Genomic DNA, 21,231 nt, shown 5'->3' on the forward strand with positions numbered 1-21,231 from the left:
TTTCAAAACATCCCAGCCGAATCCTTAAGCTTCGTTGTCCTGAACCTGCATGAGCGATACGTTGCGCTGCGGGGTAAACGTCGAGATGGCATGCTTGTACACCATTTGTTGGCGGCCTTCGCTATCGATGACGATCGTAAAGTTGTCGAATGCCTTAATGACACCGCGGATCTGGAAACCGTTCGTCAAGTACACGGTCACCGGCACGCTGTCTTTGCGAAGTTGATTCAGAAACGTATCCTGAATGTTGATAGATTTGTTCATTGCGCGTTACCCCCATCGTCAAAAGGTTGGTTAAAAGTATATTCAAGTTCTATCCTAAACTTTCCTGCTATTATAGCATGTATTGCTTGCAAATTCTTGTTAAAATTTTCACCTGCATCGATCCAAATAATGTCTTTCATATGCCTGAACCAGGACAGCTGCCGCTTGGCAAAATGCCGCGTATCGCGCTTCAGAAGCTCGATCGCCTCGGGTAGCGCAAGATGCCCCTGCACGTATAGCGCGATCTCCTTGTAGCCCAGGCCGTGCATGGAAACGGCGTCGGCCGGAATGCCGCGGTCCAACAGTCCGCGGACCTCCTCGACCAGTCCTTCCTCGATCATCTTGTCGACCCGCTCGTTGATGCGGGCGTAAAGTACAGCGCGGTCCATCGTCAAACCGATAATACACAGTTCGAACGGCGACGTCTTTTTCTGTCCTTCCTGCTGCTCGGTGAAGGTCATGCCCGTCAGGCGATGCACCTCGAGCGCCCGAATGACGCGGCGTTGGTCGTTCGGATGCAGGCGCTGCGCGGCTTCCGGGTCGACCGCTCGCAGCTTGTCGTGGAGCGCCTCCGCGCCGTTCTCCAGCGCGTACCGGGCCATCTCTTCGCGGAACGCGTCGTCGGACCCGACTTCGGCGAAGTCGTAGCCGTACGCCACGGACTCCACGTACAGCCCGGTCCCGCCGACGATGAACGGCAGCTTGCCGCGCCGCCCGATCTCCGGGATCAGCGCCGCGCAGCGCTCTTGAAATTCCGCGACGCTGAAAGGATGCAAGGGGTCGCAGATATCGATCAGATGATGCGGAACGCCTTCTTGCTCCTCCGGCTTGATCTTGGCCGTGCCGATGTCCATGCCCTTGTACACTTGTATGGAATCGCCGGAGATGATCTCGGCGTTCCAGGCTTTGGCGATGTCCAGGCTCATCCGCGTCTTGCCGACCGCGGTCGGCCCGACCAGCACGAGCAGCTTCGGTTTCGCGGGCGCTTGGGATGCTGGACTCATGATGGAATAATCACTCCGTATGCGATTTTGTTGCGGTGCCGGCGCTCGAAGCCGAGCCGTTCGAATTCGCCGCTGTCGCCGTGCTCCTTGAGCACGACGCGTTTGCGCGCGACGCGGACCGCTTGGCGGACCGATTCCTCCCCGAGAGCCGAGCCGTTGGCCAGGCCTCTCAAAGGCGCGAGGGCCGACGAGTCGTGAAGCGGCTGGCGGAACATCGGGTCGAAATACACGATGTCGACGCTCTTGTCGGGCTGAGCGCGCAGATACGCGAGATGATCGGCGCACCGCATCCGGATGCGGCGCAGCGCGTCGTTCACGTCCTCGTGCTCCGTATGGTACGTGCGCAACCCTTCGCGGACGACCGTGTACAGCATGCGCTCGCTTTCCAGCGCGGTGACCGAGCCTTCGGACCCGACCGCATAGGAAAATACGAGGGCATCCGATCCCAAGCCGGCGGTGCAGTCGACCACCGAGTCTCCAGGTTGGCAGTCGGCGAGCGCGATCAACGGATCGCGTTCTCCTTTGCGCATCCGCTTCACGCGGACGTAAGCCATGCTGGGATGAAAATACAACGGCTCCTCCGATTCCTCATAATAGCGCAGTCCACGATCGTCTGCAACAAGGAGGCGGGCGTCCGCGTATTTGTGCCGCAGCAGCTGGAGGGAATCCTGCTTCCGCGGCACGAAGCGGCCGCCGAGCTCTTCCGCGATCGCCTCCGCGTATGCCGTCTGCCCGGGCGTGGGCTTATGCGGCGTGGTGACGATCATGACATCACCCGCTTGAACATTTTCTCCAGCTGGTACGTCGTCATATGGACGACGATCGGCCGGCCGTGCGGGCACGTATAGGGCTGCGAGCAGGATCCGAGGCGGCGGAGCAGGCCTTCGCCTTCTTCGCGCGTCAGCCGGTCGTTCGCTTTGATCGACGCCTTGCACGAGCACATGATCGCCGACTTCTCCCGCAGCTTGCCGATATCGACGGCGCCGCGCTCCTGCAGCAGCCATTCCGCCATCTCCTCGATGACGTCCCCTTCCTCGCCCGCGGGCAGCCATTCCGGATAAGCCCGCACGAGGAACGTATTGGACCCGAACGGCTCCAGCTCCACGCCGGCTTCCTGCAGCAGATGCAGCTTGCCCTGCAGGGCCGCGGCCTCGGTCGCCGTGAATTCCAGCGTCAGCGGCACGAGCAGCTGCTGGCTCGCCTGCTCCGGACGGCCGAATTTAGCCAAATAATATTCGTAATTGATCCGTTCGTGGGCCGCATGCTGATCGATGAGGAAGAGCCCCTCTTCGTTCTGGGCGACGATGTACGTGCCGTGCAGCTGCCCGATCCAATACAGCTCCGGGAAAGCCGGAGACGCCGGAACCGGCGGCCTCGCTTCGGAAGCATGCGTTCCGCCGGGCATGCTTGCGGCTGCGTCTGCCCGGTACTCGCCTTCGGGTTCGCGGAAAAGACCGGCTGGCGATGCCTGGCTGCCAGAAGCCGCGGTCTCGTCCGCAAGCCGTGAACTGTCGTCCGCTGTCAGCATGGCGTCCGCTTGCTGCAGCCCGCCTGCGGTATCTCGAATCACGCCGTCCCGATGCGAGGATGCGTCGATGCCGCCTCCGGCGCGATCCGTTTCGCGCCACGATTCGCGAAGGGAAGGCGGCGCGTACAACCGTTCCGTCGCATCCCGCGGAATCGCCGTCTTCTCGGCATTGGACCATGCCGAAGCTGGCGCATTCGAGCCGCGCGCCGCCGATTCCCACGGCTTGGCCGCGGCGCGGCTGCCGAAGGACTGCTCCGCCTTGTCCAGCGCGGCTGCCACTTCCGAGGCGGATACGGTCCGTCCCGAAGCGGCTCCGCTTGAGCCGAACGTCCCGCCGGGCGGTTGACTTGCCCCGGTCTGAACGCGGTGGATCCCCATCTCCTCTTGAAGCATCCGTCTCGCCGCGTCGAGCTCCGTGCCCGGACCCTGCGGAGGCTCCGGCTGGTGAAACGAGATCCGGTCCTGGACGAATGCCGGCTTCGACCGTTCGGTCGGTTCCGCGGGACCCGGAATATGCCGCTGCTTGCCGAGCGCGCGCCGGATCGCGTCCTCGACGAACTCCCGCAGCTCCGCTTCCTTGCTGAAGCGGACCTCCATCTTGGACGGATGCACGTTTACGTCCAGCAAGGAAGGATGCATGCCGAGCTCCAGCACCGCAAGCGGAAACCGGTTGATCGGCAGCAGCGTATGGTAAGCCTGCATCATCGCCTGATTCAAGACGAAGCTCTTGATATAGCGTCCGTTCACGACGATGGTGATGCCGTTGCGGTTGGAGCGCGTTTGCTCCGGCTTCGAGATGCAACCGCGCAGCTCGTAGTCCGGATGCTCGCCCTCCACGGGCAGCATCGCTTTCGCCGTAGCCGAGCCATATATAGCGGCGAACGTCTGCAGCCGGTCGCCGCTGCCGAGCGTGCGCAGCAGCGTGCTGCCGTTGTGCTTGAGCGTAAAGGCGATGCCGGGATGCGCCAGCGCCAGGCGGTTCACGTAATCGGCGATATGGCCGATCTCCGTCTGAATCGTCTTCATGTATTTCAGTCGCGCGGGCGTATTGTAAAAGAGCTCCCGTACGCTGACGTCCGTGCCTTGTGGCGCATTCGTCTCTTCGTTCGCCGCGATCGTTCCGCCTTCGATGACCAGCCTGCGGCCGAGGCCGCCGTTGTCCGGCGCGGAGATGCACGTTACCTTGGCGACCGCCGCGATGCTCGGCAGCGCTTCGCCGCGAAAGCCGAGGCTGGCGATGCGGAACAAATCCTTGCTCGACGCGATCTTGCTCGTCGCGTGGCGATAAAATGCCGTCTCGATATCGTCCCCGTCGATGCCGCTGCCGTTATCCGTGACGCGGATCAGCGACAATCCGCCTTCCTCGATGACGATGTCGATCGTGGAACTGCCGGCGTCCACGGCGTTCTCCACCAGCTCCTTGACGACGGAGGAAGGCCGCTCCACGACCTCGCCCGCGGCGATCTGGTTGGCCAGCTGCTCGTCCAATATGCGGATTTTGCTCATGTAGCCGAACCCTCCTTACTAGTATGATCGATTGGTCGCCGGCAAAAGAAAGGGCAAGCACGCAAGGATGCATGCATGGCCCGGTTCGCCCTGCCGCTATTCGTTTAGTTTCAGTTTCATCTCATTTAGCCACTGCATTGCTTGCATCGGCGTCAGGTTGAACAAATCGAGCTTGCGCAGCTGGTCGGCCAGCTGCTCGGCGCGCGGACTGACCTTACGCGCTTTGCCGGTCTCCGCCGTCGCGGCTGCCGGAGCCGGTTCTTCGAAAATGGAGAGCTGCACGACGCCGGACGAGTCGGGCGAACTGGACGTCACCGTCTCGATAGCCGGGGCATCATAGGCCGCCGCCGTCTCCGCAGCCACGGCAGTATCCGTCGCCTGCCGCGCCAAATCTCCCGTGCGTCCCGCTGCCGTCCCGCTGCCGTTGTACGCGGCTGCTGCCCCGGATTCAAGCGCTGCTGCCGCATACGGCAGTTCAGCGGCGGCCGCCGCCGTCTCGCGCAGCTCGTGCACGTCGAGCAGCGAATAGGCGCGCTTGATGATGCTCCCCGGCAGCCCCGCAAGCTGCGCGCAGTAGATGCCGTAGCTGGTGCCCGCCGCGCCGGGCACCAATTTGCGCAGGAACGTGACATTGTCGCCCGTCTCCTGCACCGCCATGCACGCGTTCGCCAGATGCGGCAGCGTGTCGCCGAGATGCGCCAGCTCGTGGAAGTGCGTCGAGACGAGCGCCTTGCAGCCCACCTCGTGATGAACATATTCGATGACCGCCTGCGCGATCGCCATGCCCTCGCCCGTCGAGGTTCCCCGGCCGAGCTCGTCGATGATGACCAAGCTTTGGGCGGTCGCTTTCTCCGTCATGACCTGAATATCCTTCATCTCCACCATGAACGTGCTCTGCCCGCCGATCAGGTCGTCCGCGGCGCCGATCCGCGTGAAGATGCGGTCGACGAGCGGCACTTCCGCCTGCTTGGCCGGAACGAAACAGCCGATCTGCGCCATGATGCTGATCAGCGCCACCTGGCGCATGTACGTGCTCTTGCCGGCCATGTTCGGTCCGGTGATCAGCAGCATGGAGGAACCGTCCTTCACCAGCTTCGTCTCGTTCGCGATGAAGGCCGCGCCCTCCATGACCGCTTCCACGACGGGATGGCGGCCTTCCGCGGCGACGAAATCATAGCCTTCCGTCACGTTAGGCTTCACGTAGCGCCGCTCGCCGCTCACCGTGGCGAGCGACTGATACGCGTCCAGCGCGGCGATCACCTCGGCCAGCTTCTGCAACCGATGCAAATGCGCGGTCAGATGATCGCGCAGCTCGACGAACTTGGCGTATTCCAGATCGACCATCTTGTCCTCGGCTTCCAGGATGAGCGTTTCCTTCTCCTTCAGCTCCGGCGTGACGTAACGCTCCGCGTTCGCTAGCGTCTGCTTCCGTTCGTAGCGGCCTTCCGGCAAGCTGCCGATGTTCGCTTTGGACACTTCCAGGTAATAGCCGAACACTTTGTTGTACCCGATCTTGAGCGACTTGATGCCGGTCGCTTCCCGTTCCTTTCGCTCCAGCTCGGCCAGCCATCTCTTCCCGTTGACGCTGGCTTCGCGCAGCTCGTCGAGATGCCCGTCGTAGCCCGCGCGGATCAACCCTCCCTCGCGGACGGACACCGGCGGCTCGTCCACGATGACCGTGCCGATCATCCCCGCCAGGTCGGAGCAGTCGTCCAAGCCGGCGACCAGCTTGCGCAGCGTGGCCGATTCCGAGTCCGCGCACAACGCCGTCAGCGCCGGGACGTGCTGCAGCGACGTCTTCAGCGCGTTGAGGTCGCGCCCGTTGGCGCTGCCGTAAGCTACTCTGCCCACGAGACGCTCCAGATCGTAGATTTCGCCCAGCTCGCCGCGCAGCTCGTCGCGAAGAATGAAGCTGAGGTACAGCTGTTCGACCGCTTCCAGCCGTTCGTCGATCTGCGCCTTGGACAGCAGCGGCTTGTCGATCCATCTGCGCAGCAGGCGCGCGCCCATCGACGTGCGCGTGCGGTCGAGCAGCCACAGCAGCGAGCCTTTCTTGCTGCGGTCGCGCACCGTTTCCGTCAATTCCAGGTTGCGGCGCGTGAACGGATCCAAGATCATGAACTGATTCGGCTCGTAGACCGAGATCCGGCGCACGTGGCCGAGCGAACGCTTTTGCGTCTCGTCGAGGTAGCCCGTGAGCAGGCTGACCGCCCGATGCCTGGCCGGCGCCAGCGATTCCAGCTCCAGCTGGCCGAACTGCCGTCGAAGCAGCTCGTCCGCCATCGGCTCGCGGTCCGTGAACAGCACGGGCCGGTTCCAGCCCGAAGCCGCCGCGCGCAGCCGTTCGAGTACCGCGGCATCGCCGACGATCTCCGACGGATGGTACACGTTGATCTCGTCCGCGAGCGATTCCGCCGCCGCGGCGAAGGAAGTCACGTACAGCTCGCCGGTCGTCAAGTCGCAGGCGGCAACGCCGTAAACCTCGCCCAGCTCCGACACGGAGACGATGAAGTTGTTCGCTTTCTCCGCGAGCGACTTCGACTCCATGACGGTGCCCGGCGTCACGACGCGGATGATTTCGCGGCGAACGACGCCCTTGGCCGCCGAAGGATCCTCGACCTGCTCGCAAATCGCCACCTTGAAGCCTTTCTCGATCAGTCTTGCTATGTATCCTTCAGCCGAATGGTACGGCACGCCGCACATCGGGATTTTCTTCTCGCCGCCGCCCTCGCGGCCGGTCAGCGTTATCTCCAGCTCGCGGGACGCGTTGATGGCGTCATCGAAAAACATTTCATAGAAATCGCCGAGCCGGAAGAAGAGAATCGCGTCCCGCGCGCCTTCCTTGATGGCCAAATATTGTTGGATCATGGGGGTGTATGCAGTCATGCGGCCCCTCCTATATCGATTAATCGTGCATCAAACACCAGAGCTCCATTATAGCAGAAAAGCGCCCCCTCTTGGAGCGCTCCCGCAAGTCTATCGGCTTACCCGCCATTTTGCGCGAATGTCCGCCCCGGCATCCCAGGTCCGCCCCGAGCGAATCGCCGCCAGCAGCGGCTCGATCCACCGGGCCAGCTCCGCGTAAGACCGCGTGCCCGCCATCGACGCGGCGAGCCGGTCGAGGCAGCCGGCCAGCGCCTGGCGATCCCCCGCATAGTAGGCCGCTAGATAAGGCTCGTCCTCGGACGGCAAATACGCCAGCGAACCGCTCTCCTTGGCGCAAAGCAGCGCCAGCGCGAAGGCGCCCTTCGCGGCGAGCGGCGAAGCGAGCCAGCTCGGCAGCGTCCGGTACTCGAAGCCGCCGTGCGGCTGCAGCCGAAAATCGCCGAGCGCGCCGTAGCGCGGCCGCCTCGCGCGCTCGGCCGGCGATTCGATCATCGCGAGCGGAAACGCGACGTAGCTGTCGAGCTGGCGCAGCAGCCTGCCGGTCAGCGGCACGCCGCTCAGATGCAGATGGCCGCCGAGCGAGAAGCCCGCGGCCGGCATCCCCCCCGCCGCCCAGCGCAGCGGCGGCCGGTCCGGGATAAGGAGCGCGGCCCGGCGCAGCAGCGCCCGCAGATTGCGCGCCAAGCCTTCGGGCGTCGCAGCCGGCGCCGGACGCAGCTCGGCGATCGGGTACTTGACCTGTCCGCCGACCAAGACCGCGTCGCAGCCGGCGCCGTGCCCGCCCTCCAGATACCGCGCCGCGGACACGACCTTGCCTTCTTCCGATAGCAGCAGGAATTCGGGATCGGCGCCCAGGAGTATGGCCGGATCGGCTTCGGTTCGGGCGGATTCGGCCGACGCGAGCAGTTGCCGGGCCAAGCCGTTCGCCGCATCGCGCCATATGCCGCGCATGTAATCCGTCTCCTCCGGCAGCCGTATCCCGGCAACGGCGCACTTCCCGGCGTCGTCCTCCGCCAATTCGACGATTCCGTTGTCCAGGCCGCAAGCGTACAAGGCGCGCGCCGCCAACCTTACGAGCGGACGGTAACGGGCATCCTGCTCTGGCACAAGGTGCGGCTCCGTCCACGGCTCCGGCGACGGCCGGTTCGGGCGCAAGGCTCGTCCCCTGGCGCCGGTCATCTCGACCGCGAGCGGCAGCAGGTGAAACAGCGCTACCGCGTACCGCCGCGCGCTCGGTTGATCCGGAGCTTGAACGGCTGCGCCCGCGCGACGCAAACGCCGAACGATCTCCTGCCGGCTCCAGCCGGCAAACGCGGACGCGCCGGCGTTCAGGACGAGCGTTCGCCGGTCTCGCAGCCGCTCGGCGAACGCCTCGCCGGAACCGCCCGCCCCGAGCAAGACGGCATCGCCGCCGTCCGGTTCGGCGCCCTCATCCCCCGCCGCCTGCCGGCCCGCGCAGAGGCGGTAAGCTTTTCCATCCCATAACCACACGCTGCCCGCCACCGGCCAACACTCCGTCCGTTTCGAATTTATCCGCGAATGATTGTATTTCCGGAAAAAAAAGAGGGCTCTCGCCCTCGAATCTTTCCCTGCCCGCGCATACGATACATCAGACCAGTAACCCGCGAGAATTACAGTTCGTCGTCGAGCAGTTCCGGATCCAAATCTTCGAAATCGCCGTCGTCCCCGTACTCGAAATCTTTGCCGTCGTCGTTGCCGCCCGGCAGCGTCGCAACCCATATTTTCGTCTCGGCGATCAGCTCGACCGCGAATTCGCGCTCCACGCGAATGACGACGCCCGAACCGCTGGACGAAATATTGGCTTCGATGCAATTTGGCTCCTGCGTCGATTCCGCGGACACTTCCTCGGTCGAAGCCCGGTGCTTCGGATCGAGATAGGAAAGCGGCACGTGCTCGACGTAAGAAAGCGTTTCTTTAGCTACGTCGGTTTGCGAGTTTTTGTTGTAAGAATACCAAATGTTGATATCGTAAGTACCGATAACCTCGATCCCGTCCCCTGAACGGACCGCCTCGTATTGATGGTTAATAATCCATGCGCCCAAGATGCTCGTGGGATGATGGGGCGGCGTAACGTTGTGGGTTACTGTGGAAAACTTACGACCTTTTCCGCAGACAGCTTTGGTAATGATTTCTCTAGCCTTAAGCTGTTTATCTGCATAAGCCATCGATCTAACCTCCTCCATACAATCATTCAATTAAAGTGTATGCAGGACATAGGCGTTTGTTGATTAAACTAAGAAGAACAAATAGATATTGTTCTTTGAGTGCCGGAATTTATGGATAGAACGGGAATCGATCGCATGCAAGGCGGCTCGGAAGCGAGGCTTCGCCTTGCGCGATCGGCCGTTTTCGAAGCTTTCGCGATCGGACGGCTTCTTCCGGCCAAAGCGAAAAGGCGGCCGCTGCCGGACCGCCGTTTTCGTGTGCCCGACTATTATATTGTATGGTTCGACGCTTGTTTCGATGACTCCCGGCCGCCCGATCCTGCCGTTTTCCTTGCGGTAGGCGGCTTCAGAACAATAGGATCGGCGTAATCGCGATCGAACGCGAGGCGAGGCCCGCCGGAAGCGTGGCGATTACCGTCCCGGCCGCGACGTCGATGACGGCGATCGCGTCGGTTGAGCTGCGTGGATACGTAAGCCAGTTCGCCGTCCGGCGTAAAAGCCGCGGAAACCGGTCTGCCCGCGGTCGTGATTTCCATGAGTACCGCATCGGTCGCCGTATTGATGACGATGACGGAATTCGAAAGATTGCCGGCGACGAACGCCCGCGATCCGTCCGGAGAGACGGCGACGCCGAACGGCAAGACGCCGGCCATTATCGTCGTCACGATCGCGTCGGACGCCGTATCGACGACCGTGACGGAATCGCTGTTTTGGTTGACGACGTACGCGCGGCTGCCGTCGGGCAGAAACGCGACCGCGATCGGCAGAAGCGCATCCAGCAAAGGAATGGTGCCGATGACGGAATTGGTCACCGTCGAGATGATGGCAATGGCATTCAGTCCGCTCTCCGCGACGTAGACGCGAAGGCCGTCCGGCGTCACGGCCAACCCGAATGGCCTGCTGCCGGCGGCAAGCTGGATGTCCGTCAGCAAAACGTTGGCGACGGTATCGATGACCGAGACGGTGTCGTTGCCCAAATTGCCCGCGTACGCGAAAAGGCTATCGGGCGTAACGGCGATCCCCGCCGGCGTGCTCCCGGGCGTCAACGCGATCGACGCGGTTACGGCATTGGAAGCCGTGTCCACGACCGCAACGGAATCGGAGCCGAAATTCGCGACGTACGCGCGCGTTCCGTCTGACGTGATCGCGACCCCGATCGGACTGCTGCCCGCGGGCAAGGCGACCGTCGCCGCGATCGTATTGGCTTCCGTATTGACCACCGTTAACGTATCCTGGCTATTATTGGCGTTGTAGGCAAACAACAGCCGTCCGACGCGCGCCAGTTCCCCCGTCAAGTCGCGCGCGGCAATCACGGTACCGCCTGCGCCGATTTGGGTCACCGCCACGGACACGTTATCGCCCGCCAGCCCGCTCGTGACGACCCGCACGCCGAAGACGTCGAGATCGGCCGGGAGATCCACGAGCGAAAACGTGCTCTCCTGCGTGTTGAAAGGAAACAAATGAACAAGATAGACCTCGTAGACGATCGGATTGCTGAACCCTTCCGAAGCGGAAGCGACGGTATACGCCTGGATGGAGGCGATCGCGTTGTCCCTTCCGCCGTTCATGAGCCGGATCACGAGACTGGTCGTGCGGGGCGAACGATTTTCGATGGGGCCGGTATCGTAAACAGGCATGGGCATTCCCCCTTGAACATGTCATATAGGTCATGATATGCATGCGTTCAAGAAGCGGTTTGGACAACTCCCCCGTTATGTCCGAAGCCCGGCGGCATCTCGGCGCTACGCGGGTTCGTTATCGGCGGCGGCCGGCTCGCCGCTCTTCTGCTTCTTGAGCCGTTTCGCGATCGCCAAGTAGCGCTTCAAATCCTGCAGCAGGAGGAAAAGCGCAGCCCGCATTTCGAATTCCTCGCGCGTAACGGGCAGCGGCATGATCTTGAACCGCGCTTCCAGCAGCTTGATCATATCCTCCACGCCGCCCTCGTAGACGGCGGATTTGACGTCGCCGGACAGATGGTCGAACAATTCGGCGGCATGCTCGCCTTGCGGCAGCGATTCGTAGACGAACGACAGATGGGACAGCATCTGCCCGATCGTTTCCAACTGCAGCTGTCGCATATCGAAGTAACGCGACCAGTATCGGCTGTCGCCGCCGTGCGCCCAGATCCGGTTCTCGCGGTTGATCTCCGCGCGGCGGCTTCCTTCTTCGATGGCATGGCCGGCATCGAGCAGCTCCTGCCCGTCCCAGACGGGCGTCGGCGCGCGGAGCGTTTGGGCCAGCTTCCGGAATATCGCCGCGAAGTTCTCTTCCGTCTCATGACGAAGCTCGAGCAGCTTGAGGTCGTCCTTCGGCATATAGATCAAATTGATGACCGTCGCCCAGCCGAGGCCCGTGAGCAGCAGCATGATCTCGTTGCCGATCAGCCCGAGGGTCACTTCCGCGCGCGCGTAGACGTGGAAGACGATAACGGCGCTCGTCGCGATGCCGTCCTTCAAGCCGGCCCGCGACAGGACCGGAATCGTCAACAGGATAAAGATCGAGATCGTCCACAGGCGAAAGCCGAGCGTCAGAAACAGCAGCGACGCGAACGCCAGTCCAAGCACGGAAGCGGCGATGCGGATCAAGGCGCTCTTCAAGCCGCGCTTCCGCGTCACCTCCACGCCGAGAATGGCAAGCAAGCCGGCGGACAGCGCCGGATTCAGCCCCAGATAGTATGCGGTATACAATGCGCCGAGCGCGGCTATCGCGGTTTTGATCACTCGAATTCCCATGCGCTTCTCCTATAAAAAAGCCGGGGACGCAACCGCCCCGGCTTGAATTGTTCTTCCTATGGTACCCCTCACGCTTGCGGCGAGTCAACCGATTTCAAGACGATGACGGCATTGTGGCCGCCGAAGCCGAAGGAATTGCTGACGCCGATGGAGAGCTTCGCCTGCCTGGCCGCGAGAGGCACGTAATCCAGGTCGCATTCGGGATCCGGCGTTTCCAGATTGATCGTCGGCGGGATCAGTCCCTCCTGCAGGCTCTTCGCCAGCGCGATGGCCTGCGTGCCGCCGGCTGCGCCCAGCATATGGCCGGTCATCGATTTCACCGCCGTCACCGGGATGTCGTAAGCCCGCTCGCCGAAGAGGCGCTTGATCGCCCGCGTCTCCGACAAATCGCCGAGCTCCGTGCTGGTCGCGTGCGCGAAAATCACGTCCACCTGCTCCGTGCCGATTCCCGCTTCCTTGAGCGCGGCTTTCATGGCGAGGTACGGACCGTAGCCTTCCGGATGCGTCGCGACCATATGATACGCGTCGGAACTGGCCCCGTAGCCGATAACCTCCGCATACGTCCGCGCGTTCCGCTTGCGGGCATGCGACTCGGATTCCAGGACGACGATGCCGGCTCCCTCCGCCATGACGAATCCGTCGCGTCCGCCGTCGAACGGCCGGCTGGCCTTTGCCGGTTCGTCGTTGCGCCCGGACAACGCCGTCGCGTTGCTGAAGCTCGCGAGCGATATCTCGTTGACGGCCGCTTCCGTTCCGCCGGCGATGACCACGTCGGCCAGTCCGTACCGGATCAGCCGGAACGCCTCGCCGATCGACGTATTGCCGATGGAGCAGGCCGTCACCGGTGCCATCGTCGGGCCATGCAGCCCGAAGCGGATGCTGATCATCGCCGCCGCCATGTTGGCGATCATCATGGGGACGAGCGTCGGGCTGACGCGGTCCGGCCCGCGTTCCTGAAGCACCGCGTCCTGCGCGAGCAGCGTATCCAGACCGCCGATGCCCGAGCCGACGTAAACGCCCACGCGCTCGGCATCGATGGAATCGGCATCGAGCCCCGCATCGGACCAGGCTTGATCCGCGGCCGCCAGGGCAAACTGGCAGAAGCGGTCCATGCGCCGCGCTTCCTTTCTCCCGAACAGCGCTTCGGCATCGAAATCCTTGACGAGTCCCGCGATGCGCGTCTTATGCCTCTCCGTATCGAACCGGTCGATCGGTCCGACGCCGGACGCTCCCCGCTTCAAAGCCTCCCAGTAACCTTCCACCGTGTTTCCCAGCGGGGAAACGGTCCCCATGCCCGTGATGAATACTTTCTCCATTGCCGACTTCCTCCTTCAGCTTGCCTTGTGGTGCTATGTTGACATACATGTTATCCTATTACAAGTTGTCAATTATCCTAGTATAGTCACTACTACATTATGACGCGTTCCAAAGGAGCCTTGCCATGAACCAGCCTACGAGATTAAAAGCCCTCTCCAGCTTTCTCATGGCGCAGCGCGCCAAGCTGTCGCCGCAGGATGCCGGATTGACCCCCGGGACGCGACGCCGGACGCCGGGACTGCGCCGCGAGGAGGTCGCCCAGCTCGCCGGCGTCAGTCCGACCTGGTACACCTGGCTGGAGCAGGGGCGCGACATCAAAGTGTCCGCTTCCGTGCTGGAAGCCGTGTCCTCCGCGCTGCGCCTCGATGCCGACGAGCGGAAATACCTGTTCGCCCTCGCCTTGGAATCGGGCGCCGGTCCTTCTTCGCTGCGCGAAGATACGGCCGGCATCAGCCCGCCGCTGCGCCGCATCCTGGACGAGCTTCAGACCTGCCCGACGATCATCTCGGACCGGCACTGCCATATCGTCGGCTGGAACGAAGCGGCTTCCCACGTGTTCATGGATTTCGAGCGCATTCCGGCGGAGAAGCGCAACATGATCGCGCTGCTGTTCGAACGCAAGGAATTCCGCCGTCTGGCCGGCAATTGGGAGCATTTCATCAGCGGGTTTCTGGCGATCTTCCGCGCTTACTACGGACAGTACGTCGACGACGATTGGTACGAGACGTTTCTCCGCGACATGACCGCCGCCTATCCCGATTTCAACCCGCTGTGGGAGAAGAGCCGGGTCAGCGCGGCCCCCGAGGTGCTGATCGAATTCCGGCATGCCAGGGCGGGCAAAATGCTGTTCCATCTCACTTCCCTGCAGCTGCAGGGCAATTCCGACCTGCGCTGCAGCATCTACACGCCCGATCCCGATTCCCCGACGGAGACGAAGCTCAGACAGCTGATGGAGAAAGGAAAGTCGCCTCAGTAAGAGGTAGGTCTCTTCGGTAAAAGGTAGGTCGCCTCAGTAAAAAGCAAGTCCACGCCATAAGTGAAATCATCGAAACGAAAAAGCCGCCTTCGCCCGTACGGCGAAAGCGGCCTTTGCTGCTGCGGTTGACGATTACAGCTTGTAAATGGCGGTGTATTTCTTCTTCAAATACGCGACGAGGTAATCGGGGTCGAGCGGCTTGCCCGTGATGCCCTCGATCAGCTCGGACGGCGTTCTGAGCTTGCCGTACTGATAGACTTTGTCCGTCAGCCACGCTTTGATCGGATGCAAATCGCCCTTCTCGACCAGCTCCCAGAAATCCGGCAGCTCGCGCTCGAGCGTATCCGTGAATTGCGCCGCGTACATATTGCCGAGCGAATACGAAGGGAAGTAGCCGAACGCCCCGCCGGACCAGTGCACGTCCTGCAGCACGCCTTCGCCGTCATGCTCCGGCTCGATGCCGAGGTATTCCTTGTACTTCGCGTTCCACAGCGCGGGGAGCTCGGAAGCCTTCACGCCTTCGTTGAAGATTAGTTTCTCGATCTCGTAGCGGATGATGATATGCAGGTTATAGGTCAATTCGTCCGCTTCGATCCGGATCAGCGACGGCTGCACGACGTTGGTCGCGCGGTAGAAGTCTTCCACGGACACCTCCAGCTGCCCCGGGAAATGCTGCTGCAGGTCGCCGTAATAACGGCTCCAGAAGCTCATCGAGCGGCCGATCACGTTCTCCCAGAACCGCGACTGCGATTCGTGGATGCCCATCGACGTTCCCGTCGCGAGCGTCGTGCCGACCAGATCCTTGCGGATATTCTGCTCGTACAGCGCATGGCCGCCTTCGTGAATCGTGCCGAACAGCGCGCTCGTCACGTCGTCCGTCAGGTAACGCGTCGTAATCCGCACGTCGCCCGGATTGAGGCCCGTCGCGAACGGATGCGCGCTCTCGTCCAAACGGCCGGCCGCGAAATCGAAGCCCATCTGTTCGAGAATGAACAGGCTGAACTTCTTCTGCGCCTCCTTCGCGTAGGTTTGCTCCAGGAAGCCGGTCTCGGGCTGATGCGGCGAAGCGGCGATCGCCGCGGACAGCGGCACGAGCTTCTCGCGCAAGCCGCCGAACACCCGGTCCAACTGCTCCGTCGTCATGCCGGGCTCGTACATATCCAGCAGCGTATCGTAGCGCGTGCCCTTCACGCCCCATAAATCGATGAATTGATTCGTATAGGTAATGATTTTGTCCAAATACGGCTCGAACGACGCATAGTCGCTGCTTTTCTTCGCTTCTTCCCACATGGACTCCGCCTGCGAGGTCAGCACGACGTATTCCTGGTACAGCTTCGGCGGGATTTTGACGCTGCGGTCGTACTCCTTGCGCGTCTCCTTCACGAGCCTCCGATGCACGTCGTTCAATTCCGCGTATGTAGCCGGTTCTTCAAGCGACGTCAGCCATTCGCCGAGCTCCGGCGCCGTGGACAGCTTGAACATCTGACCGGACAAATTGCCGATGGCCTCGGAACGGACTTCCATCCCCTTGCGCGGCGCTCCCGTCCGCAAATCCCAATACAGGACGGCCAGCGCTTCTTCGTAACTCTTGATAAGGCCGATTCGCTCCGTAAACTGTTGAAGGACTCCGTTTTCTTGCATGGTCGTCATTCCGATCATCACCTTTCCCTACCCGTTATCGCACTGCTACTTGATCATACTTTTTGCAAACCGTATAATCAACTTTAATCCTGTTTCAGATGGCGTACAAGCGGAAGGAGTCCTGATCATGCATTTTACCTTTACATCGAACGCCGCGGAACGATTGCGCGAGCCGCTTGCCGAAGGCGGCAAAAGCCTGAAGCTGCTGTACGATACGGAGGGCTGCGGCTGCGTCATGAACGGCGTTCCCACCCTGGCCCTCGTCCGCGAGCCGGACCCGAACGACAAGCTCGGCGAAGGGGCGCCCTACCCGGTATGGTACGAGCCGAATTACGAGGTGTTCTTCGAACCGGAGCTCAAGATCGATTATAACGCGTCGCGCAACGCCTTCGTCCTGAAGAGCGACAGCCAGATTTACACCGCGAATTTGCGCCTGCTGAAATTGAGTTGAACGCCTTTTGCCGTCCTTCAGGAAGGCCAAAGAAACTATAGACATGCATGCGTCGTGCATGGGAGGAGGAGCTCGCTTGAGTACAGTTGAAAACATCCTAGCCTTTAATGCGCAGTTCGTGGAGAATCGCGATTACGAGCAATACCGGACCACGAAGTTCCCCGACAAAAAAATCGCCATCGTGACCTGCATGGACGCGCGCCTGACCGAGCTGCTGCCGAAGGCGCTCAACCTGCGCAACGGCGACGCCAAGATCATCAAGAACGCCGGCGCGATCGTCACCCAGCCGTTCGGCAACATCATGCGCAGCATTCTCGTCGCCGTATACGAGCTGGGCGCCGAGGAGGTCCTCGTCATCGGCCACCATGAGTGCGGCATGACGGGCTTGAATTCGGAGCTGGTGATCCAGCACATGCTGGAGAGAAACATATCGCAGGAAACGATCCGCACGCTAAACAACTCCGGCATGCACCTGGAGCGCTGGCTGACCGGCTTCGACAACGTGCAGGAAAGCGTCGAGCGAAGCGTGGGCATCATCAAGAACCATCCGCTGCTGCCGCCCGGCACTCCGGTGCACGGCATGATCATTCACCCGACGACGGGCAAGCTGGACGTCGTCGTCGACGGCTACAAGCAAGAGGTAACGGCATAAGACAAGGCATAAAACAAAAAAGCTTCGCTTTGCACGGTTGCGTCGTCGCCGTGCGAAGCGAAGCTTTTTATTCATTAGATAAGGATATCATCGCGGTGCATGCTGCGGCGTCGATCAGCGAGCCGGCCGTCAATCGGCCAGCCGCCTCTTCTTCGCCTCCGCGGCTGCCGCCCTCGCGGCAATGACCTCGCTGCGGTCCCGGCGCGCATGCCGGTGAATCAGCGCCTCGTCCGTTCCGCTCGGCGCTCCCCAAGCATGCCCGTTCGCCGCGGCTGCCGCGTGCAGCCGTTCGAGCAATCGGCCGTCCGCGAGCGGAAGGTTCAGATCGGCGAACGGCTCGCCGCGCTCGACGGCCGCCATGACGCCGTCCAGCATGGCCGTCAAAGCCGGACCGTCGATCGCCAGCTCCTCCAGCTGCCGCGCAGCCAGCCGATTGCGGGATTGACGGAACATCATCGCGGCGCCCCGCCGATTGCCCCGGCGATAATGGTAGCAACCGACCGCCAGCTGAATCAAGCCGACCCAGACGTCCGCGAAGCCGTCCCCGGCATGGTCCTTCCAATATTCCTCCAGCAGCTCGTGGCATTCGAAATAGTCTCTCGTGGCATGGAACTCGTATAGAAAAGACTCGTAAGCCTCCGGATACCGGCCGTTTCGCATCGCAATCCCCCATTTTCGCCGCCGTCTTCTACAATGAAGAATGAAAACTGAAACCTTTGATTATATTAAACGTAAATGTACCAAGGCGCAATAAATCTAGACGAAGCAGATTAACAGGAGGAGACTTTCAGATGAAGAAGGGGATTTTAGTATTGATGGCGTTCGCGCTGTTCTTCGTGTTCACCGCAAGCACGGCAGATGCCAGGCCGCGCGGGGGCGGAATCAAATCATCGCCGCGGCAGAGCTACACGCCGGCGCCGTCCAAGCCCGCGGATAATATCAACAAGAGCAATTCCGGCACCGGTACCACGAAAGCCGGCACGACGACGAACGCGAATCGCGGATTCTTCAGCGGAGGCAGTTTCATGAAAGGACTCATGATCGGCGGCTTGGCGGGCCTGATGTTCGGCGGCTTGTTCGGCAACATGGGCTTTTTCGGCAATATCGTCGGCTTGCTCGTCAACATCCTGGCCATCTATGTCGTCATCATGGCGATCAGCGGCATCGTGCGCTATTTCAGAAACCGTAAGAAACCGGCCCATCCCGGCAACCGGAGACCCTATTAATCATGCGTCTCTATACGGACGAGATCATTAATGCCGTTTGCCTCCATATGGCAGAACGCAGAGGCGTCTCGCCGACGGATGTCGAAGTTCAGCTGTCATGGGAGGAACAATACGGCTTTACCGCCGAAGTGTGGGTGAATGGCCGCAGTCAGTATTTGGTCGAAGCCAATTTGCTGGAAGCGATCGAGCAGTATCTCTACAAACAATATCAGATCCGCAAATTCCGTTCCCAGATCACGCTGGACGCGGACGAGGAATTTTGGGCGGACATCGAAGATTAATGGATCGCGAATGAAGGGCGCAGCTTTGGGGCTGCCCCTTTTTTTGCGTTGCGAAACCATATTATCGAATTTTGTCGAATTATCGCAACCAGGACCCCTCTTCTGCGTCTAACGATATACGTCTGGAGAGGAGTGTTGTACACGCATATGCCAAACCGCATCAAATGGACCGCCACGCTTGCCGTTGTCCTGGCCTTTCAAGCCGGTTTGACGACGTTCGGCCTGTCGGAAGCGCACGCCGCCTCCGGCACCGCGAATTACCGCGTCTATCAGAACGATAAAGCCATCCGGGATTTCGCCGCCAGTTCAAGCGCGATCAGCTACGCCAAGTCGTTCGCCTATGCCCATGTCGAGAAAATCACCGGCCGCGCTTGGGTCTGGGACAATTGGCCGCGGTATAAAGTTTACGAGAACGGCGTCTCGTCCCCGGGCCGCGAATTCAAAACGCTGCAAGAAGCCGAGCAATTCGCCAAGAAAACCCGCTTCGCCCAGATCCGCGACTTGGAAGCTCCGGGTTTCGTTGAAAGCGTTTTTCCGAACTTTCGGATGTATCAGGGCGACAAATCGCTAGCCGCTTGGTCGTTCGCCACGCTCGCGGATGCCAAGCAAGCAGCCAAGTCGTTCGCCGGCGTGCACATCATGGATTTGTCCAGCAATCAATGGGTATGGGACAATATTACGGATGCCCAAGAAGCCGCGCAGCGCCAGACTACCCCGAAGTACAGCGTGCTCAAGGACGGCGCGCCGATCGGCGGCAAGTCGTACGGCTTCCTGCTCGATGCCATTCGCGCCTCTGCCGGGATGGCGGGCAGCACGGTCGTCAATACGCTGACGAACCAGGTGGTACATAGCAATATTCCTGCGTTCGCGGTCACTCAATCGGGCAAGGCGCTCGGCTCCTACTTCAGCATTTACAGCGCCATCGCGTATGCCAAGACCCTGTCCGGCGCGACCGTCGCGAAGGACGGCGCGACATGGTGGACGAACATGCCTTATTTGACCGTTTCTCAAGGGGACAAGCCCCTCAAGTCCTTCCATACCCGAAAGAGCGCTGTTCAATACGCCGCCCAGTTCAAGGATGCCGTCGTCAAAACGGCGGACGGCCGGTCGGTCTGGAGCAACGCGAAAAAGCTGCTGTATCTCGGCTGGAACGGCACCTCGAGCACGGCGACGGTGCTGGATCAGCTTGGCCGAACGCAGGGCTTGGATATCGATTCGCCGTCCTGGTTCGAGCTTGCGGACGCGAGCGGAACGATATCGGACGGTTCCGATCCCGCGCTCGTCGAAGCGCTTCGCCCGACCGGCATCAAGCTCACGCCGCTGGTCAGCAACCAGTTCGACAGCAAGCTGACCAGCGCGTTTCTGCGCAGCGCGGCGGCGAAGTCGAGATTCATCGCGAATCTGGTCGCCAAACTGTCCGCGCTGCGCGTCGCCGGCGTCAATGTCGATTTCGAAGGCCTCGCGGGCGGCGATCGCGCCTTGTACACGGAATTCATCCGGTCGCTGACGTCCGCCGCCCATAAAGCCGGACTCTCCGTGTCCGTGGACTTGCCGCGCGGCGACGTGCTGTGGGATGCGCAGACGGCTTACGATCAACAGGCGCTGGCAGGCATCGTCGACATGATCATGATGATGGCTTACGACCAGCACTGGGAAGGCGGCGACGACGCCGGCTCCGTCGCGGAGCTTGCATGGGTGGAGGAAGGCGTGAAGCAATTTCTGTCGTACGGGATTCCCCGCGGCAAGCTGATGCTCGGCATCCCGTTCTACGCGCGCGAATGGCGCATCGACGGCTCCGGCAAGCTGATCGACAGCCAAGCCCTCATCATGCGCAACCTCTCCGATCTGATCCAGACCACCGGGGCCAAAGGCGTCTTCGATTCCGTATCCGGCCAAATGAAATACACGTATGGCGGTCACGACGGCTATACCCACGTATTCTGGGCGGAAACGCCGGAAACGGTGAAAGCGCGGCTCGCGATCGCCAAGAAATACGATTTGGCCGGGGTTGCCGCCTGGCGACTCGGCTTCGAGCAGGCCGATCTGTGGAACGCGATGCTGCTGCAGAAATAACGGCGGCGCGGACGAGTGGTGTTGGGGCAATCGAATGTGGTATGATGTGAGCACGAGGTACTGTAACTCATTTCATAACAGTTAGGAGAATGCGCCATGTCGCAACACTACAAAGAAATTACGTCCATCGAAGATTGGAACGCCGCGCTGGAAGGCTCCGCCTCCCGCCCGCTGCTTGTCTTCAAGCACAGCACGACCTGCCCGGTGAGCGCGAACGCGTTCAGCGAGTTCTCGAACTATCTGAACAGCGACGCGGCATCCGCCGACACGGACTACGTGCTCGTGAAAGTCATCGAGTCCCGTCCCGTCTCCAACCAAATCGCCGAGGACGTCTCCGTCAAGCATGAATCGCCGCAGGTCATTCTCGTGAAAGACAAGGCGAAATATTGGACGGCGTCGCACTGGTCCATTACGGAAGCGCATATGAATGCGGTCATGAATTAACCTCCTCCTACAAAGACAAGGAAGCCCCGGGCAAGCGTAATCGATACGCTTCGGCCCGGGGCTT

General features: G+C 61.3%; 19 protein-coding genes. 7 read left to right on the forward strand and 12 right to left on the reverse strand.

Annotated features, from left to right (window positions below; genetic code table 11):
- Positions 1–24: 24 nt before the first annotated feature.
- From hfq to fabF, 10 genes are all read right to left on the reverse strand, one after another.
- Positions 25–264, reverse strand: coding sequence for an RNA chaperone Hfq (gene hfq, locus GT019_RS06420; protein WP_090635997.1), 240 nt, complete (start codon positions 262–264; stop codon positions 25–27).
- Positions 261–1,268 carry a tRNA (adenosine(37)-N6)-dimethylallyltransferase MiaA gene (gene miaA / locus GT019_RS06425; RefSeq protein ID WP_161741999.1) on the reverse strand — a complete coding sequence of 336 codons (1,008 nt, stop codon included), beginning with the start codon at positions 1,266–1,268 and terminating at the stop codon, positions 261–263. Before miaA ends, hfq begins: the two co-directional genes overlap by 4 nt.
- Positions 1,265–2,035, reverse strand: coding sequence for a class I SAM-dependent methyltransferase (locus GT019_RS06430; RefSeq protein WP_161742001.1), 771 nt, complete (start codon positions 2,033–2,035; stop codon positions 1,265–1,267). Before GT019_RS06430 ends, miaA begins: the two co-directional genes overlap by 4 nt.
- Complete coding sequence (mutL, locus tag GT019_RS06435) at positions 2,032–4,302, reverse strand: DNA mismatch repair endonuclease MutL (RefSeq protein ID WP_161742003.1); 2,271 nt, start codon at positions 4,300–4,302, stop codon at positions 2,032–2,034. Before mutL ends, GT019_RS06430 begins: the two co-directional genes overlap by 4 nt.
- Before the next feature lie 96 nt (positions 4,303–4,398).
- Positions 4,399–7,188, reverse strand: a complete 2,790-nt coding sequence (gene mutS, locus GT019_RS06440; RefSeq protein WP_161742005.1) for a DNA mismatch repair protein MutS — start codon at positions 7,186–7,188, stop codon at positions 4,399–4,401.
- Positions 7,189–7,278: 90 nt separating this feature from the next.
- The gene (locus GT019_RS32440; protein ID WP_161742007.1) at positions 7,279–8,679 is read right to left on the reverse strand and encodes a putative amidoligase domain-containing protein; all 1,401 of its coding nucleotides are present in this window, start codon (positions 8,677–8,679) and stop codon (positions 7,279–7,281) included.
- 140 nt (positions 8,680–8,819) lie between these two features.
- The gene (locus GT019_RS06450; protein ID WP_161742009.1) at positions 8,820–9,374 is read right to left on the reverse strand and encodes an outer spore coat protein CotE; all 555 of its coding nucleotides are present in this window, start codon (positions 9,372–9,374) and stop codon (positions 8,820–8,822) included.
- Between the two features lie 269 nt (positions 9,375–9,643).
- Positions 9,644–11,011 (reverse strand): YVTN family beta-propeller repeat protein, encoded by a 1,368-nt coding sequence (locus GT019_RS06455; protein ID WP_161742011.1) that lies wholly within the window; start codon positions 11,009–11,011, stop codon positions 9,644–9,646.
- Between the two features lie 105 nt (positions 11,012–11,116).
- Positions 11,117–12,106: an aromatic acid exporter family protein gene (locus GT019_RS06460; RefSeq protein WP_161742013.1), complete on the reverse strand. Its 990-nt coding sequence runs from the start codon at positions 12,104–12,106 to the stop codon at positions 11,117–11,119.
- Between the two features lie 68 nt (positions 12,107–12,174).
- On the reverse strand, positions 12,175–13,422 hold the full coding sequence (fabF, locus tag GT019_RS06465) for a beta-ketoacyl-ACP synthase II (RefSeq protein ID WP_161742014.1): 1,248 nt from the start codon (positions 13,420–13,422) through the stop codon (positions 12,175–12,177).
- Positions 13,423–13,547: 125 nt separating this feature from the next.
- Between fabF and GT019_RS06470 the strand changes: the two genes are divergently transcribed.
- On the forward strand, positions 13,548–14,399 hold the full coding sequence (locus GT019_RS06470) for a helix-turn-helix transcriptional regulator (protein WP_161742016.1): 852 nt from the start codon (positions 13,548–13,550) through the stop codon (positions 14,397–14,399).
- Between the two features lie 132 nt (positions 14,400–14,531).
- On the opposite strand, the gene GT019_RS06475 is transcribed toward GT019_RS06470, so the two are convergent.
- A complete protein-coding gene (locus GT019_RS06475; RefSeq protein ID WP_161742018.1) occupies positions 14,532–16,049 on the reverse strand; it encodes a carboxypeptidase M32 in 1,518 nt (505 codons plus the stop codon).
- Between the two features lie 118 nt (positions 16,050–16,167).
- On the opposite strand from GT019_RS06475, the gene GT019_RS06480 reads away from it, so the two are divergent.
- Both GT019_RS06480 and GT019_RS06485 read left to right on the forward strand, forming a co-directional pair.
- The gene (locus GT019_RS06480; RefSeq protein WP_161742020.1) at positions 16,168–16,491 is read left to right on the forward strand and encodes an iron-sulfur cluster biosynthesis family protein; all 324 of its coding nucleotides are present in this window, start codon (positions 16,168–16,170) and stop codon (positions 16,489–16,491) included.
- 58 nt (positions 16,492–16,549) lie between these two features.
- Positions 16,550–17,143, forward strand: coding sequence for a beta-class carbonic anhydrase (locus tag GT019_RS06485; protein WP_407945063.1), 594 nt, complete (start codon positions 16,550–16,552; stop codon positions 17,141–17,143).
- Between the two features lie 129 nt (positions 17,144–17,272).
- On the opposite strand, the gene GT019_RS06490 is transcribed toward GT019_RS06485, so the two are convergent.
- Positions 17,273–17,803 carry a DUF309 domain-containing protein gene (locus tag GT019_RS06490; protein ID WP_161742024.1) on the reverse strand — a complete coding sequence of 177 codons (531 nt, stop codon included), beginning with the start codon at positions 17,801–17,803 and terminating at the stop codon, positions 17,273–17,275.
- A gap of 131 nt (positions 17,804–17,934) precedes the next feature.
- Between GT019_RS06490 and GT019_RS06495 the strand changes: the two genes are divergently transcribed.
- From GT019_RS06495 to ytxJ, 4 genes are all read left to right on the forward strand, one after another.
- A complete protein-coding gene (locus GT019_RS06495) occupies positions 17,935–18,369 on the forward strand; it encodes a hypothetical protein (RefSeq protein ID WP_161742026.1) in 435 nt (144 codons plus the stop codon).
- Positions 18,370–18,371: 2 nt separating this feature from the next.
- Positions 18,372–18,650: a YxcD family protein gene (locus GT019_RS06500; protein ID WP_161742028.1), complete on the forward strand. Its 279-nt coding sequence runs from the start codon at positions 18,372–18,374 to the stop codon at positions 18,648–18,650.
- A 147-nt stretch (positions 18,651–18,797) separates the two neighbouring features.
- Positions 18,798–20,723: a glycosyl hydrolase family 18 protein gene (locus GT019_RS06505; protein WP_161742030.1), complete on the forward strand. Its 1,926-nt coding sequence runs from the start codon at positions 18,798–18,800 to the stop codon at positions 20,721–20,723.
- Positions 20,724–20,819: 96 nt separating this feature from the next.
- On the forward strand, positions 20,820–21,167 hold the full coding sequence (gene ytxJ / locus GT019_RS06510; protein WP_161742032.1) for a bacillithiol system redox-active protein YtxJ: 348 nt from the start codon (positions 20,820–20,822) through the stop codon (positions 21,165–21,167).
- Positions 21,168–21,231: the final 64 nt, after the last annotated feature.

It is taken from the genome of Paenibacillus glycinis (assembly GCF_009909185.1).
GTDB lineage: Bacteria > Bacillota > Bacilli > Paenibacillales > Paenibacillaceae > Paenibacillus_Z > Paenibacillus_Z glycinis.